At 72.1% G+C, this 15,289-nt stretch carries 11 protein-coding genes; 2 read left to right on the forward strand and 9 right to left on the reverse strand.

The genetic code is table 11. The features are described from left to right. Positions 1-178 precede the first annotated feature (178 nt). Positions 179-1,093 (forward strand): SDR family oxidoreductase, encoded by a 915-nt coding sequence (locus V2J85_RS33675; RefSeq protein WP_261957155.1) that lies wholly within the window; start codon positions 179-181, stop codon positions 1,091-1,093. Here the strand turns inward: V2J85_RS33675 and V2J85_RS33680 are convergent. The 7 genes from V2J85_RS33680 to V2J85_RS33710 form a co-directional block, all read right to left on the reverse strand. Continuing rightward, positions 1,090-2,139 carry a helix-turn-helix transcriptional regulator gene (locus tag V2J85_RS33680; RefSeq protein WP_261951923.1) on the reverse strand — a complete coding sequence of 350 codons (1,050 nt, stop codon included), beginning with the start codon at positions 2,137-2,139 and terminating at the stop codon, positions 1,090-1,092. The two genes, V2J85_RS33675 and V2J85_RS33680, sit on opposite strands and share 4 nt — an antisense overlap. Positions 2,140-2,330: 191 nt before the next feature. Continuing rightward, entirely contained in the window at positions 2,331-5,054 is a 2,724-nt protein-coding gene (gene aceE / locus V2J85_RS33685; RefSeq protein WP_330823689.1) for a pyruvate dehydrogenase (acetyl-transferring), homodimeric type, read from the reverse strand. A 297-nt stretch (positions 5,055-5,351) separates the two neighbouring features. Beyond that, positions 5,352-5,975 (reverse strand): GntR family transcriptional regulator, encoded by a 624-nt coding sequence (locus tag V2J85_RS33690; RefSeq protein WP_261951925.1) that lies wholly within the window; start codon positions 5,973-5,975, stop codon positions 5,352-5,354. A gap of 157 nt (positions 5,976-6,132) precedes the next feature. Next, on the reverse strand, positions 6,133-7,692 hold the full coding sequence (sucB, locus tag V2J85_RS33695; protein WP_330823690.1) for a 2-oxoglutarate dehydrogenase, E2 component, dihydrolipoamide succinyltransferase: 1,560 nt from the start codon (positions 7,690-7,692) through the stop codon (positions 6,133-6,135). A 55-nt stretch (positions 7,693-7,747) separates the two neighbouring features. Next, positions 7,748-9,136 carry a dihydrolipoyl dehydrogenase gene (lpdA, locus tag V2J85_RS33700; RefSeq protein WP_261951927.1) on the reverse strand — a complete coding sequence of 463 codons (1,389 nt, stop codon included), beginning with the start codon at positions 9,134-9,136 and terminating at the stop codon, positions 7,748-7,750. Positions 9,137-9,446: 310 nt separating this feature from the next. After that, positions 9,447-10,988, reverse strand: coding sequence for a leucyl aminopeptidase (locus V2J85_RS33705; RefSeq protein ID WP_330823691.1), 1,542 nt, complete (start codon positions 10,986-10,988; stop codon positions 9,447-9,449). A 188-nt stretch (positions 10,989-11,176) separates the two neighbouring features. Continuing rightward, entirely contained in the window at positions 11,177-11,971 is a 795-nt protein-coding gene (locus V2J85_RS33710) for an adenosylcobinamide-GDP ribazoletransferase (protein WP_261951929.1), read from the reverse strand. Positions 11,972-12,045: 74 nt separating this feature from the next. Here V2J85_RS33710 and V2J85_RS33715 point away from each other — a divergent pair, with 74 nt between their 5' ends. Next, complete coding sequence (locus tag V2J85_RS33715) at positions 12,046-12,783, forward strand: hypothetical protein (protein WP_330823704.1); 738 nt, start codon at positions 12,046-12,048, stop codon at positions 12,781-12,783. On the opposite strand, the gene V2J85_RS33720 is transcribed toward V2J85_RS33715, so the two are convergent. Both V2J85_RS33720 and V2J85_RS33725 read right to left on the reverse strand, forming a co-directional pair. Then, on the reverse strand, positions 12,758-13,486 hold the full coding sequence (locus V2J85_RS33720) for a hypothetical protein (protein ID WP_261951930.1): 729 nt from the start codon (positions 13,484-13,486) through the stop codon (positions 12,758-12,760). The genes V2J85_RS33715 and V2J85_RS33720 overlap by 26 nt on opposite strands. Next, the gene (locus V2J85_RS33725) at positions 13,483-15,243 is read right to left on the reverse strand and encodes a phosphatidylglycerol lysyltransferase domain-containing protein (RefSeq protein ID WP_261951931.1); all 1,761 of its coding nucleotides are present in this window, start codon (positions 15,241-15,243) and stop codon (positions 13,483-13,485) included. Before V2J85_RS33725 ends, V2J85_RS33720 begins: the two co-directional genes overlap by 4 nt. Positions 15,244-15,289 lie beyond the last annotated feature (46 nt).

Below are 15,289 nucleotides of genomic sequence, written 5' to 3' on the forward strand. Positions count from 1 at the left end.
CGCCGGGCCGGGGCAAGCATCGGCGGGCCGTCGGCCCGTGCGCCCGGCACCTGACAGTGAGGAGTGGAACGTGACAAGTGGGCACGCGACGAACGGCGGTCCGGCCGGCGGAAACGCGTCGGGCGGGCACGCGTCCGGCCGGCCGGCGACCTCCGCGGGCGCGGGGCCGGACCGGCCGGTGACCGCGGAGCTGACCGGGCGGGTGGCGCTGGTCGCCGGGGCGACCCGGGGCGCGGGCCGGGCGATGGCCGTCGAGCTGGGCCGGGCGGGCGCGCTGGTGTACGTCACCGGGCGGACGACCCGCGACCGGGTCAGCGAGGTGGGCCGCCCCACGGAGACGATCGAACAGACCGCGGAGCTGGTCACCGCGGCCGGAGGCACCGGGATCGCCGTGCCGACCGACCACCTGGAGCCGGCGCAGGTCCAGGCGCTGATCGAGCGCGTCGACCGGGAGCAGGGGCGGCTGGACGTCCTGGTCAACAGCGTCTGGGGCGGCGACCATCTGCTGGAATTCGACACCAGGCTCTGGGACCTCGATCTGGCGGGCGGTTTGCGGATGTTCCGCCTCGGCATCGACACCCACATCATCACCAGCCATTACGCGCTGCCGCTGATGAACCGGCGGCCCGGCGGACTGCTGGTCGAGGTCACCGACGGCACCGCGTCCTTCAACCGCACCTACCGCGAGAACCTCTGCTTCGACCTCACCAAGAACGCCCCGCACCGCATCGCCTTCGGCCTCGCCGCCGAGGTGAAGGACCTGGGCGGCACGGTGGTCTCGCTCACCCCCGGCTTCCTGCGGTCCGAGGAGATGCTGGACCACTTCGGGGTGACCGAGGAGACCTGGCGGGACGCGGTGGCCGAGCAGCCGCACTTCGCGATCGCCGAGTCACCGGCCCTGATCGGCCGGGCCGTACGGGCGCTGGCCGCCGACCCCGACAAGGCGCGCTGGACCGGTCAGTCGCTCTCCAGCGGCCAGCTGGCGAAGGAGTACGACTTCACCGACACGGACGGCTCCCGCCCCGACTGCTTCGGCTACTTCGAGGACGTGGTCTTCGGCGGGAAGGACGCGACCGCGGCGGACTACCGCTAGCCGGGACACCGCCGGGTCCTGTCCGACGGGTCATGGCCGTCCCGATCGCTTCCGTACAGCGCGGCCGTGCGCCGGGCGGCCGCCGCGAGGCGGTCGCGCAGCACGGCGGGGGCGAGGACCTCGCCCTCCGGGCCGAGGGCCAGCAGCTGGGAGTAGGCGACCTCGTCGGACTCCACGCGGAGGGTGACGGTCAGTCGGCCGTGCGCGTCCGGTCCGCCGGCGGCCCGTGCGGCGTCGATCGCCTCGCGGGCCGCCGCGGCTTCGGTGACGTGCGGCAGGATCCGTACGCCGTGCTCGGAGAGCCGCAGCACCACCTCGGTACGGAGGATCGAGCGGGCGAACTCCGCGGCCCGCTCGGCCCAGAACGCCGGCAGGTCGAACGCCGCGTCCCGCGCGAAGCCGCCGGGCCCGTCGTCGAGCGCGTCGACGGCGGTGAAGCGGTCGACCCGGTACACCCGGAAGTCCCCCTGCGCCCGCGCCGCCAGATACCACACGCCCGCCTTCAGCACGAGGCCGTACGGCTCCAACTCCCGTCGCACCTCGCGGCGTTCGGCCTCCTTCGCCTTCCGGAGGTAGCGGACGGCGATCCGGCGGTCGGACCACACCGCCTCGGCGATCGCGGGCAGCAGACCGGGCGTTTCGGGCTCCTTGTACCAGGCGGGGGCGTCGAGGTGGAAGCGCTGGGCGGCGCCCGCCGCGGCGTCCCGCAGCTCCGGCAGCAGCGCGGCGGAGACCTTCAGACGGGCGGCCGAGGCGGCGTCCGCGAGGCCCATCTCGCGCAGAGCGGAGGGCACTCCGGACAGGAAGAGGGCCTCCGCCTCGCTGCGGCCGAGGCCGGTCAGGCGGGTGCGGTAGCCGCCGATCAGGCGGTACCCGCCGGCCCGGCCGCGGTCGGCGTAGACGGGCACCCCGGCCTCGGAGAGGGAGAGCACGTCCCGCGCGACCGTGCGCTCGGAGACCTCCAGCTCCCGCGCCAGCTCGGCGCCGGTCATCGCCGGGCGCGACTGGAGCAGCAGCACCATCTTGATCAGCCGTGCAGCACGCATGCCCTCATGATGCCGGGGGCCACTGACAACGCCGGGGGCGGAGGAAGGCCCGGCCGTTGTCAGGGCATGACCGGCCGGGCCGTGGGTTCCCGTGCGGAGGTTCCGGGCGCGGGTGGGTGACCTCCGCACGGGAGTGTGGGTGCCCCGACAGGGGCGGTGGTGCGCCCCGGTGGGGGCGCACCGCGGGCGGGTCAGAAGCCGTAGCGCTCCCGGGCCTCCTTGACCGCGGAGGCCGGGACGTCGCCGCGGCGGGCGAGCTGGGCCAGGGCCGCGACCACGAGCGACTCGGCGTCGACGCCGAAGTGGCGGCGGGCCGCCTCACGCGTGTCGGACAGGCCGAAGCCGTCCGCCCCGAGGGAGGAGTAGTCCTGCTCGACCCACTGCGCGATCTGGTCCGGGACCTGGCGCATGTAGTCGCTGACGGCCAGGACCGGCGTCTCGACGCCGCTGAGCGCCTCGCGGACGTACGGCGTGCGCTGCTCGCCGCGCAGCGTGGCCTCGTCGGCCGCCAGCGCGTCGCGCCGCAGCTCCGTCCAGGAGGTCGCGGACCACACGTCGGCGGCCACGCCCCACTCCTCGGCGAGCAGCTGCTGGGCCTTGAGTGCCCAGTGGATCGCGGTGCCGGAGGCCAGCAGCTGGATCCCCGGGGCGTCGGCGGGCACCGGAACGCCCGCCGTGGCCGCGGTGTTGAAGCGGTACAGGCCGCGGACGATGCCCTCGTCGACGCCCGCCGGCTTGGCCGGCTGCCGCATCGGCTCGTTGTAGACCGTGAGGTAGTAGAAGACGTTCGGGTCCTCGCCGGGGGCGGTCTCGCCGTACATGCGGCGCAGGCCGTCCTTGACGATCGCCGCGACCTCGTACGCGAACGCCGGGTCGTACGTCAGCGCCGCCGGGTTCGTCGACGCGATCATCGGCGAGTGGCCGTCCGCGTGCTGCAGGCCCTCACCGGTCAGCGTGGTGCGGCCGGCCGTGGCGCCGACCAGGAAGCCCTTGCCGAGCTGGTCGCCGAGCTGCCACATCTGGTCGGCGGTGCGCTGCCAGCCGAACATCGAGTAGAAGATGTAGAAGGGGATCATCGTCTCGCCGTGCGTGGCGTACGCGGTGGCGGCGGCGATGAAGTCCGCCATCGAACCGGCCTCGGTGATGCCCTCGTTGAGGATCTGGCCGTCCTTGGCTTCCTTGTAGTACATCAGCTGGTCGCGGTCGACCGGCTCGTACGTCTGGCCCTTGGGGGAGTAGATCCCGAGCGACGGGAAGAGCGACTCCATGCCGAAGGTGCGGGCCTCGTCGGGGACGATCGGCACCCAGCGCTTGCCGGTCTGCTTGTCGCGGATGAGGTCCTTGACCAGGCGGACGAAGGCCATGGTCGTGGCCACGGACTGGTTGCCGGAGCCCTTGTCGAAGGCGGCGAAGGCCTTGTCGGCCGGGGCCGGCAGCGGCGCGAGCGGGTGGGAGCGGCGGGCCGGGGCCGGGCCGCCCAGCTCCGCGCGGCGCTCCTGGAGGTAGCGGACCTCGGGGGAGTCGGCGCCCGGGTGGCCGTAGGGGACCTGGCCGTCGGTGAAGTCGCTGTCGGAGATGGGGAGTTCGAGCAGGTCGCGCATGACCTTGAACTCGTCCACGGTCAGCTTCTTCATCTGGTGGTTGGCGTTCTTGGACTCGAAGCCCTTGCCGAGGGTGAAGCCCTTGACCGTCTGCGCGAGGATCACGGTCGGCGCGCCCTTGTGCTCCACGGCCGCCTTGTACGCCGCGTACACCTTGCGCGCCTCGTGGCCGCCGCGCGAGAGGTGGAAGCACTCCAGGATCTTGTCGTCGGAGAGCAGCTTGGCCATCTCGACGAGGGCGGGCTCGGCGCCGAAGAAGTGGTCGCGTATGTAGGCCGCGTCGCGGGTCGCGTAGGTCTGGAACTGGGCGTCCGGCACCTCGCGCAGCCGGCGGGCCAGCGCGCCGGTGGTGTCGAGCCGGAAGAGCTCGTCCCAGGCGGTGCCCCACAGCGTCTTGACGACGTTCCAGCCGGCGCCGCGGAACTGGGCCTCCAGCTCCTGCACGATCTTGAAGTTGGCGCGGACCGGGCCGTCCAGGCGCTGCAGGTTGCAGTTGATGACGAAGGTGAGGTTGTCCAGGCCCTCACGGGAGGCGAGCGCGAGTGCCGCGGTCGACTCCGGCTCGTCCATCTCGCCGTCGCCCAGGAACGCCCAGACGTGCGAGTCGGAGACGTCCTTGATGCCGCGGTTGGTCAGGTAGCGGTTGAAGCGCGCCTGGTAGATGGCCGACAGCGGGCCGAGGCCCATCGACACCGTCGGGAACTCCCACAGCCAGGGCAGCCGCCGCGGGTGCGGGTAGGACGGCAGGCCCTTGCCGCCGGCCTCGCGGCGGAAGTGGTCGAGGTGCTCCTCGGTGAGGCGGCCGTCGAGGAAGGCGCGGGCGTAGATGCCGGGCGCGGCGTGGCCCTGGATGTAGAGCTGGTCGCCGCTGCCTCCCCCATTCTCGGCTCCGCTCGAACGGGAGGTGCCCCCAGCCTCCTTGCCGCGGAAGAAGTGGTTGAAGCCGGTCTCGTAGAGCCAGGCCGCGGACGCGAAGGTCGCGATGTGGCCGCCGACGCCGTACTTGGCGCCGCGGGAGACCATCGCGGCCGCGTTCCAGCGGTTCCAGGCGGCGATCCGGGCTTCCATCGCCTCGTCACCCGGCACGGCGGGCTCGGCGGCGGTCGGGATGGTGTTGAGGTAGTCGCTCTCCAGGAGCTGGGGGAGCGCGAGCCCCGACTGCTCCAGGGTGCGGCGCATCAGGTAGGCGGCGCGATGCGGGCCCGCCGCCTTGGTGACGGCGTCGAGCGACTCGCGCCACTCGGCCGTCTCCTCGGGGTCGCGGTCCGGGAGCTGGTCGAGCTGGCTGTACGGCAGGCGCACGGGGTCGGGCATGGGTGGCCCCTTTCCGGACGGGAGGGAAGCTCGGGGGTGCCGTCGGGACCGGGCCGCGCCCGTGGGCTGCGGCGGGATCTCGACGGCACCCGGATGCGAGTTCGGCAGTTTCGGCAGGCAGGGTGTCGCGCCCCGTCGGAAGACGATACGCCCCTGATCGATGATCGATCAACGCTCGGTGAGGGAAAAACCGCAGGTCGGCACGGGGTGCCGCGATTTTGGGCACTCGGTGCCAGCCCCGGAGGAGTCCTCCGCTATGCCGCGCCGGGGCCCCTCGGACCCGCCCGGCGTACCCGCTCAGACCCTCGGTGCGCAGCTCAGCACGTGTGTCTTGAGCAGCGTGCCGATCTTCGGGTCGCGCTGCCGGAACGCGTCCACGATCTCCTGGTGTTCCTGGGCGTGCGAGCGCTGCTCCGGGCTGAACCACCGGATCGACAGCGCCGTCCAGACCTCGATGCCCAGCGACTCCCAGGTGTGCAGCAGCACGGCGTTCCCGGCGGCCCGCACGATCTCCCGGTGGAACGCCACGGTGTGCCGCACCTGCGCCTCCCCGTCACCCGCCAGGTCCGCCTCGCGCAGCGCCGCCACCTCCCGCTCCAGCGCCGCGGTGTCCTCCGCCAGCCGCCCGGCGGCCAGCTCCGCCGCGACCTGCTCCAGCCCGGCCCGCACCGGGTAGCTCTCCTTGAGGTCGGCCGCGGTCAGGTTCCGCACCCGTACGCCCTTGTTGGGGGCCGACTCGATCAGCCGCAGCGACTCCAGCTCGCGCAGCGCCTCCCGTACGGGCGTCTGGCTGACCTCCAGCTCCACCGCGATCCGCCGCTCGACGATCCGCTCGCCCGGCTGCCAGCGGCCGCTGACGATCCCCTCGAGGATGTGCTCGCGGATCTGCTCGCGGAGCGAATGGACGACGGGCGGGGTCATGAGGTGCTCCTTCAGAGCGGGTGGTGACGCGGCGGGTGGCGAGGGGGCCATTATCCGGGACGGCGGCATGCGGAAGGGCCGGCCCCGGTCCGCACGGATGCCGTACGGACCGGGGCCGGCCCCTTGTGTCACACGCCTACCGGGTGGCTGCCGGAGCTCAGAGACCGATCTCGGTCTCGAACTCGGCGGCCTCCAGGATCTGCTTGACCGTGGTCAGGTAGCGGGCGGCGTCGGCGCCGTCCACCAGACGGTGGTCGTAGGAGAGCGCGAGGTAGGTCATGTCGCGCACCGCGATGGTCTCGCCCAGGTCCGGGTGGTTGATGACCACCGGACGCTTGACGGTCGCGCCGATGCCCAGGATGCCGACCTGGTTCGGAGGCACGATCACGGTGTCGAACAGCGCGCCGCGCGACCCGGTGTTGGAGATGGTGAAGGTCGCACCGGAGAGCTCGTCCGGGGTGATCTTGTTGCCCCGGACCTTGCCCGCCAGCTCCGCGGTCTTGCGGGCGATACCGGCGATGTTGAGGTCGCCCGCACCCTTGATGACCGGGGTCATCAGGCCCTTCTCCGCGTCCACCGCGATACCGACGTTCTCGGTGTCGAAGTAGGTGATCGTGCCCTCGTCCTCGTTGATCCGGGCGTTGACGACCGGGTGGGCCTTCAGCGCCTGGACGGCGGCCTTGACGAAGAACGGCATCGGGGAGAGCTTGACGCCCTCACGCTGCGCGAAGGCGTCCTTGGCCTTGTTGCGCATCCGCATGATCGCGGTGATGTCCACCTCGACCACGGTGGTCAGCTGCGCCTGGCCGTGCAGGGCCTTCATCATGTTGTCGCCGATGACCTTGCGCATCCGCGGCATCTTGACGGTCTGACCGCGCAGCGGGGAGACCTCCAGTGCCGGGGCCTTCGACGGCGCGGCGGCCGGGGCGGCGGCCGGCGCGGCGGCCTTGGCGGCCTCGGCGGCGGCGATGACGTCCTGCTTGCGGATTCGGCCACCGACACCGGTGCCCTTGACCGTGGCGAGGTCGACGCCGCTCTCCGCGGCGAGCTTGCGCACCAGCGGGGTGACGTAGGCGCCCTCGGCCTCACCGGCGGCCGGGGCCGCGCCCTTGGCGCCGATGATGGCGAGCTTGGCGCCGACCTCGGCGGTCTCGTCCTCGCCGACCACGATCTCCAGCAGGGTGCCGGAGGCCGGCGCCGGGATCTCGGTGTCGACCTTGTCGGTGGAGACCTCCAGCAGCGGCTCGTCGGCCTGGACCTCCTCGCCGACCTCCTTCAGCCAGCGGGTGACGGTGCCCTCGGTGACGCTCTCGCCGAGCGCGGGGAGGACGACGTCGGTGCCCTCGGCACCGCCCGCGGGGGCGGCGGCGGGGGCCGGGGCCTCGGCGGCGGGGGCCGGGGCGGGCTCGGGCTCGGGCTGCGCGGCCGGGGCGGGCGCCTCGGCGGCGGCCGGTGCCGGGGCGGCCGCGGCGGCACCGGTGCCGTCGTCGATGACGGCCAGCTCGGCGCCGACCTCGACGGTCTCGTCCTCGGCGACCTTGATGGAGGTCAGGACGCCGGCGGAGGGGGCCGGGATCTCGGTGTCGACCTTGTCGGTCGACACCTCCAGCAGAGGCTCGTCGGCCTCTACGCGCTCACCCTCGGCCTTCAGCCAGCGGGTGACGGTGCCCTCGGTGACGCTCTCGCCGAGCGCCGGAAGGGTTACGGAAACCGCCATGGTTTCGGTTGCTCCTTACGAATTGCGGGATGTGGTCGTCGCGCCCGGACTTGGGTCAGTCGTGGGAGTGGAGGGGCTTGCCGGCCAGGGCCAGGTGGGCCTCGCCGAGCGCCTCGTTCTGCGTCGGGTGCGCGTGCACCAGCTGCGCGACCTCGGCCGGCAGGGCCTCCCAGTTGTAGACCAGCTGGGCCTCGCCGACCTGCTCGCCCATACGGTCACCGACCATGTGGACGCCGACCACGGCACCGTCCTTGACCTGGACGAGCTTGATCTCGCCCGCGGTCTTGAGGATCTTGCTCTTGCCGTTGCCCGCGAGGTTGTACTTCAGGGCGACGACCTTGTCGGAGCCGTACAGCTCCTTGGCCTTCGCCTCGGAGATGCCCACCGAAGCGACCTCGGGGTGGCAGTACGTCACCCGCGGCACGCCGTCGTAGTCGATCGGGACCACGTTCAGACCGGCCAGCCGCTCCGCCACCAGCATGCCCTCGGCGAAGCCGACGTGCGCGAGCTGGAGGGTGGGGACGAGGTCACCGACGGCCGAGATGGTCGGCACGTTGGTCTGCATGTACTCGTCGACGAGGACGTAGCCGCGGTCCATCGCGACGCCCTGCTCCTCGTAGCCCAGGCCCGCCGAGACCGGCCCGCGGCCGATCGCGACCAGGAGCACCTCGGCCTCGAAGGTCTTGCCGTCGGCGAGGGTGACCTTGACGCCGTCGGCGGTGTACTCGGCCTTGTCGAAGAAGGTCCCGAGGTTGAACTTGATGCCCCGCTTGCGGAAGGCCCGCTCCAGCAGCTTGGAGCTGTTCTCGTCCTCGACCGGGACGAGGTGCTTGAGGCCCTCGACGATGGTGACGTCGGTGCCGAAGGACTTCCACGCCGAGGCGAACTCGACGCCGATCACGCCGCCGCCCAGGACGATCGCGGACTTCGGCACGCGGTCCAGCTTCAGCGCGTGGTCCGAGGAGATGATGCGGTCGCCGTCGATCTCCAGGCCCGGCAGGGACTTCGGCACGGAGCCGGTCGCCAGCAGGACGTGGCGGCCCTGGACGCGCTGGCCGTTGACGTCCACGGAGGTCGGCGAGGACAGGCGGCCCTCACCCTCGATGTACGTCACCTTGCGGGAGGCGATCAGACCCTGCAGGCCCTTGTACAGGCCCGAGATGACGTCGTCCTTGTACTTGTGGACCGCCGCCATGTCAATGCCCTCGAAAGTGGCCTTGACACCGAACTGCTCGCTCTCGCGAGCCTGGTCGGCGATCTCACCGGCGTGCAGCAGAGCCTTCGTGGGGATGCAGCCGTTGTGCAGGCAGGTACCGCCGACCTTGCCCTTCTCGATCAGGGCGACGTCCAGGCCCAGCTGGGCCCCGCGCAGCGCCGCGGCGTAACCACCGCTACCACCGCCGAGGATCACTAGGTCGAAAACGGTGCTGGCGTCGTTCGCCACGTCACGTCCTCCATGCATGGATGCGCCGGACCGGTCTGCGATGACCGGACCGCGGCTGTTGTTCGGCCGCTTTAATTTCGGCCCTGGGTAAGGGGGGCCCTGTCCTGCCGAGAACCCATCTTCGCACTTGTTCAACGAAGCCGGGACGGCGGGCCGGGCTCTGGGCGGCTGATCCGCCGCCTCGATGGGGTTACCGGTGCGTATGCACGTACGGATTTCGTCGAGGGCGAACATATCCCGTTACGCACACCGACGGCCCCGGGCTGTGAGCTCGGGGCCGTACGGACAAAACAGACCAGACGGGCCGGCGTCAGCCGAGGTCGCCCGCGGCGGTGCGCTCGGCCAGCCGCACCAGGGTGCGGACCGCGGAGCCGGTGCCGCCCTTGGGGGTGTAGCCCCAGGGCGAGCCCTCGTGGAAGGCCGGGCCGGCGATGTCCAGGTGGGCCCACGGGATGCCCTCGCCGATGAACTCCTTCAGGAAGAGACCGGCGACCAGGCCGCCGCCCATCCGGTCACCCATGTTGGCGATGTCGGCGACCGGTGAGTCCATGCCCTTGCGGAGGTGCTCGGGCATCGGCATCGGCCAGGACTGCTCGCCGACCTCCTCCGCGATCTCGTGGATCGAGGTGCGGAAGGCGTCGTCGTTGGCCATGATCCCGAAGTGGCGGTGGCCGAGCGCCAGCACCATCGCACCGGTCAGCGTGGCGACGTCCACGATCGCGTCCGGCTCCTCCTCCGAGGCGCGGGTCAGCGCGTCGGCCAGGACCAGCCGGCCCTCGGCGTCGGTGTTGAGCACCTCGACGGTCTTGCCGCTGTACATGGTCAGCACGTCACCCGGGCGGGTGGCGGAACCGGACGGCATGTTCTCGGCGAGCGCCAGCCAGCCGGTGACGTTCACCTCCAGGCCCAGCCGGGCCGCGGTGACGACGGCGGCGAATACCGCGGCGGCGCCGCTCATGTCGCACTTCATGGTCTCGTTGTGGCCGGCCGGCTTGAGCGAGATGCCGCCCGAGTCGTAGGTGATGCCCTTGCCGACCAGGGCCAGCGTCTTGTCCGCCTTGGGGTGGGTGTGCGCGATCCGCACCAGCCGCGGCGGGGCCTCCGAACCCTGGCCGACGCCCAGCAGACCGCCGTAGCCGCCCTTCTTGAGCGCCTTCTCGTCCAGCACCTCGACCTTGAGGCCGAACTCCTTGGCCGCGGCCTGCGCCTCGGCCGCGAAGGACTTCGGGTCGAGGGCGTTGGAGGGGGTGTTGATCAGGTCGCGGGCGCGGTTGATCTCCGCGGCCAGCGCCTGCGCGCGCTCGGTGGCGGCCTTGAACTCCTTGTCGCGCGGCTTGCCGCCGAGGATCGCGACCTCGGCCAGCGGCGCCGACTTGCCGTCGTTCTTCTTGCCGTTCTTGCCGTTGCCGGCGCCGTTGCTGCGGAAGGCGGTGAAGGTGTACGCGCCGAGCAGCGCGCCCTCGCCCACCGCGGCGGCCGCCTCGGCGTCCTCGACCGGCAGCGCGAAGCCGGCCTTCTTGCTGCCGGCCAGCGCCCGGGCGGCACTGCCCGCGGCGCGCCGCAGCGCCTCGTGGTCGTAGCCGTCGCCCTTGGCCGGTGCGTCGCCCAGGCCGACCGCCAGCACGACCGGCGTCTTGAGACCGTCCGCCGCGGGCAGCTTGGTCACCTCGCCCTCGGCACCATTCGCGCCGAGGGTCTCCAGCACACCGGCGAGCTTGCCGCCGAACGCCTTGTCCACGGCCTCGGCGCCGGGGGCCACGACGACGCCCTTGGCGCCCTTGGCCACGCCGACGACGACGGCATCCGCACGCACCGTTGCGGCGGAGGAAGTACTGAGGGTCAGTGCAGTCACGGTGATGAGAGTCCTGTTCCGTCCGGGAATCCGTTGTCGCGCCTTGGCGCGCTGCTGCGGCCGAGCCTACGCTCGGCGGCGCCGCGAGGCCCGGCCTGCTGCCGTACCGGCGCGGACCGTTGCGCGGCAGGTCGTACCGATCACGGCCAACTCATGGACGATACAAGGGAGTTGGCGAAACCGCCGGATCATCCGAGGGTCAGCGCCAGCAGCGCGGTCAGCCCCGCGGTCTCCGCGAGCGCGCCGAACACGTCCCCGGTCACCCCGCCGAACCGCCGCCGGCAGTGCCCCAGCAGCAGTTCGCCCGCCGCCAGCCCGAGCACCGCCGCCAGCCCCGCGTGCACCGCGCCGTACGGGCCCCACACCGCGCCCGCCGCCGCACAGCCCGCGACCAACAGGGCGGCGCACAGCAGCGCCGCACGCACCGGCACCGCCCCCGCGACCGCCGCGCCCAGCCCCTCCGGACGGGCCGCCGGCACCCCCGTACGGGAGGCCAGGGTCAGTGCGCACCGGCCGGTGACCGCGGCCAGTGCCGCCCCCAGCGCGCCGTACGCCCAGCCCGCCGCGTACAGCCCGGCCAGCGCCGCCACCTGGGCCAGCAGCGTGAACAGCAGCGTGAGGACGCCGAACGGGCCGATGTCGGACTGCTTCATGATGCGCAGCGCGTCCTCGGCGGGCTTGCCGCTGCCCAGCCCGTCGGCGGTGTCGGCGAGCCCGTCCAGATGCAGTCCGCGGGTGAGGACGGCGGGCACCGCGGCGGTGCCGACCGCGGCCAGCAGCGGGCCGCCGCCGAGCAGCAGCAGCGCCCCGCCGAGCGCGGCCGCGGCGCCGCCGACGACCAGGCCGGCCAGCGGCGCGCAGAGCATCCCGCCGCGGGCCGCCGCCCGGTCCCAGCGGTGCACCCGCACCGGTAGCACGGTCAGCGTGCCGAACGCGAAGCGCAGGGCGTCCGCGCGGGCCCGGGGAGCGGGGGTCTCGGTCATCGCGGCAGGCTATCCGGGCGTCCGCCGTGCCCGCCTGCCGCCCCCGGCCGTGAGGAGAGGGCCTAATGGTGCCCATGGGTCACTGGTGGTACCGCAACATCGTCGAGCCGGGGAAGCTGCCGCTGCTGCTCGCCCTGGCCTCCTTCGTGCTGGCGTTCGTCGTCACCCGGGCCATCACCCGGCTGATCCGGGCCGGGAAGGGACCGTTCCGCAACATCTCGCCCGGTGGGCTGCACGTCCACCACGTGGTGCCAGGCGTGGTGCTGATGGTCGTCGGCGGTTTCATCGCGATCGCCGGCGACCGGCGCGGCTTCGGGTCCGGGGCCGCGGCGGTGCTCTTCGGGATCGGCGTGGGCCTCGTCCTGGACGAGTTCGCGCTGATCCTGCACCTGGACGACGTGTACTGGACCGAGGAGGGCACCAAGAGCGTCGAGGTCGTCATCCTCACCGTCGCCCTGGTCGCGCTGGTCCTCGGCGGCTTCCTGCCGTTCGGCGTCAACGAACTCTCCCCGGACGAGACCGCCGACCGCCTCACCGTCGTCCGGACGGTCGCGGTGAACTTCGTCTTCGCGCTGCTCGCGCTGGTGAAGGGGAAGGCGCGGCTGGCGGTCGTCGGGGTGTTCGTGCCGTTCGTCGCGCTGTTCGGCGCGGTCCGGCTGGCCCGGCCCCACTCACCGTGGGCCAGGCGCTTCTACCGCAACCGCCCCAAGGCGCTGGCCCGGGCGAGGGTCCGCGCCTACCGGCACGACCGCCGCTGGTCGGGCCTGCGCCGCAAGGTGGAGCACCTCATCGGGGGCGCCCCCGACCAGTGACCCGCTGCGCGTCCCGCGGCTTCACCGGCCGCCAGGCCTCCCACAGCCCGCACACCACCAACACCCCGAGGATCGCCGCGAGGTGCTCCTTGCCGGCCAGGTTGTTCTTGATGAACAGCACCTCGAACACCATCGAGCCCACCACCAGCGCGCCGGTGAACCACGCCCGGTAGCGCCAGCACACGAACACCGCCAGGCCCACCACGGCCGCCGAGGGGCCGGTGTCGATGACGTACTTGTCCGAGTCGGGCAGGCCCAGCGGGCTCTGCGGGCCGATCCAGATCCCGATCCGGGCGTACATCGTCCCGGCGAGCGTGGCCACGTAGGCGACCAGCAGCGTCTTGCGCCACCCCAGGCAGGTCTCGGCGATGCCGAAGACCACCAGGATCTGCGCCAGCGCGCCCCACACCGGGAGGTCCAGCGCGGGCACGAACAGCGACAGCGGGGTGCGCAGCAGGGCGATCCACAGGTGCTCGTACGCCTGGACCGAGCCGATGTCCTGGATGGCGTGGTAGCCCCACGCCTGGTTCTGCACGAACTGGAAGACCAGCGTCAGGCAGACCGCGGCGAGGGTCACCGGGATCGCCCGCAGCCTGGCCGTGATCAGCTCCGACCGCACCGTCCGCAGCAGCGGTCCCCATTCGGCCCGCGCCGCCCGGCGCAGAACGGCTATGTCCCGCCGCCCCGCACGGGCCACACTCATCTCACGTTCTCCAGGTGCTTGCGGTTCAGCCACTTCGGCAGACCAGGTGCTTCCAGGAAGCCTTCCGCCCGGGCGGCGGCCAGGCCGATCCGCAGGAGATCGGTGCTCTTCTCGAAGAGCATGAACCGCGGTTCCCAGATGGGCCGGTATTTCGCATTCGCGCGATAGAGCGATTCGATCTGCCACCACCTGGAGAAGAAGCTCAGCAGCGAGCGCCACAGGCGCAGCACCGGGCCCGCGCCGAGCCGCGAACCGCGTTCGAAGACGGAGCGGAACATCGCGAAGTTCAGCGAGACCTGAGTGATCTCCACCTCTTTCGCGCGCTGGATCAGCTCCAGGACCATGAACTCCATCAGCCCGTTCTCCGAGGCCCGGTCACGCCGCATCAGATCCAGCGACAGGCCCTTGGCACCCCACGGCACGAAGCTGAGCAGCGCCCGCAGTTCGCCCTGCTCGTCGGAGCACTCCAGCATCACGCAGCGGCCGTCCGCCGGATCGCCGAGCCGGCCCAGCGCCATCGAGAAGCCCCGCTCGGTCTCCCCGTCCCGCCAGTCGTCGGCCAGCTCCAGCAGCCGCGCCATCTCCTTTGCCGGAATGTCCTCGTGCCGCCGGATGCGGACGGTGTAGCCGGCCCGCTCGATGCGGTTGTACGCCTGCCGCACGGTGCGCATCGCGCGGCCGCCGAGGGTGAACTCCGCGGTCTCCACGATCGCTTCGTCGCCCAGCTCCAGCGCGTCCAGGCCGTGCCGGGCGTAGATCGTGCCGCCCTCCTCGCTCGCGCCCATCACGGCCGGCGCCCAGCCGTGCGCCCGGGCCTCGGCCAGCCACACCTCGATCGCCCCGGGCCACGCCTCGGGGTCGCCCAGCGGATCGCCGGAGGCCAGCGACACCCCGCCCACCACGCGGTAGGTGACCGCCGCCTTGCCACTGGGCGAGAACAGCACGCTCTTGTCGCGGCGCAGCGCGAAGTAGCCCAGCGAGTCCCGGTCGCCGTGCCGGTCCAGCAGGGCGCGCAGCCGCTCCTCGTCGTCCTCGGTGAGCGCCTCGGTGCTGCGGACCGACCGGAACGCCGCCCACAACACGGCCACCAGCAGCAGCGTGCTCAGCACGTTGATGGTGACGTTGACCCAGTTCGGGGTGTCGATCCCGGGGAAGCCCTGGTCGTCGGCGGCCAGCGACACCAGGCGCATCAGGCCGTAGCGCCAGCGCGTGACGAACGTCGAGGACGCGTCGTGGGCGGTGTTGGTGACGGTCACCAGCAGCGCCGCCAGCAGCGAGGTGACCAGCAGCCCGCCGACCGCGACCGCCGCCGCCAGCTTCGGGTTCGCCCGGTCGCCCTTGGCGTAGAACTCCCGCCGGCCGACCACCAGCGCGACCGCGAACACCGCCGTCAGCACCAGCGACACCCAGTTCTGCGGATGCCCGCGGAACTCCGGCGCCGCCGCCAGCGCGAAGCCGAACAGCCCCACCAGCAGCCCCGACAGCACCAGGTTCAGGATCCACGCGGCCCGCTTGCGGCGCCGCAGGGTCACCGACAGGAACAGCGAGAAGGCCCCCGAGGCGAACCCCGCGGTCAGCAGGTACGGGGTGAAGTACTCCTCGACGTTGTGCCGGCGGATGTCGTTGCCGAACGACACCCACACCGCGCTCAGCAGATTGATGAACGTGACCGTGCGCAGGTACCAGATGCCGAACCCGGCACCGCGCTGTGACCAGGTGCCGCCGCGCTGCTCGCGGCGGTCTTCGTCCGGACTCAAGCGATGTCTCCCATAAAAAACGTGTAAAGCCGAGATCTTATGGGGC

Origin of the sequence: Streptomyces bugieae (genome assembly GCF_036352915.1) — a bacterium.
In the GTDB taxonomy this organism is placed as follows: Bacteria; Actinomycetota; Actinomycetes; order Streptomycetales; family Streptomycetaceae; genus Streptomyces; species Streptomyces endophytica.

Bases quoted from the DNA above. Each gene is read 5' to 3' on its own strand.
- V2J85_RS33680 (WP_261951923.1), bottom strand. From the start codon at position 2,139: ATGCGTGCTGCACGGCTGATCAAGATGGTGCTGCTGCTCCAGTCGCGC.
- aceE (WP_330823689.1), bottom strand. From the start codon at position 5,054: ATGCCCGACCCCGTGCGCCTGCCGTACAGCCAGCTCGACCAGCTCCCG.
- V2J85_RS33690 (WP_261951925.1), bottom strand. From the start codon at position 5,975: ATGACCCCGCCCGTCGTCCATTCGCTCCGCGAGCAGATCCGCGAGCAC.
- sucB (WP_330823690.1), bottom strand. From the start codon at position 7,692: ATGGCGGTTTCCGTAACCCTTCCGGCGCTCGGCGAGAGCGTCACCGAG.
- V2J85_RS33710 (WP_261951929.1), bottom strand. From the start codon at position 11,971: ATGACCGAGACCCCCGCTCCCCGGGCCCGCGCGGACGCCCTGCGCTTC.
- V2J85_RS33715 (WP_330823704.1), top strand. From the start codon at position 12,046: ATGGGTCACTGGTGGTACCGCAACATCGTCGAGCCGGGGAAGCTGCCG.
- V2J85_RS33720 (WP_261951930.1), bottom strand. From the start codon at position 13,486: ATGAGTGTGGCCCGTGCGGGGCGGCGGGACATAGCCGTTCTGCGCCGG.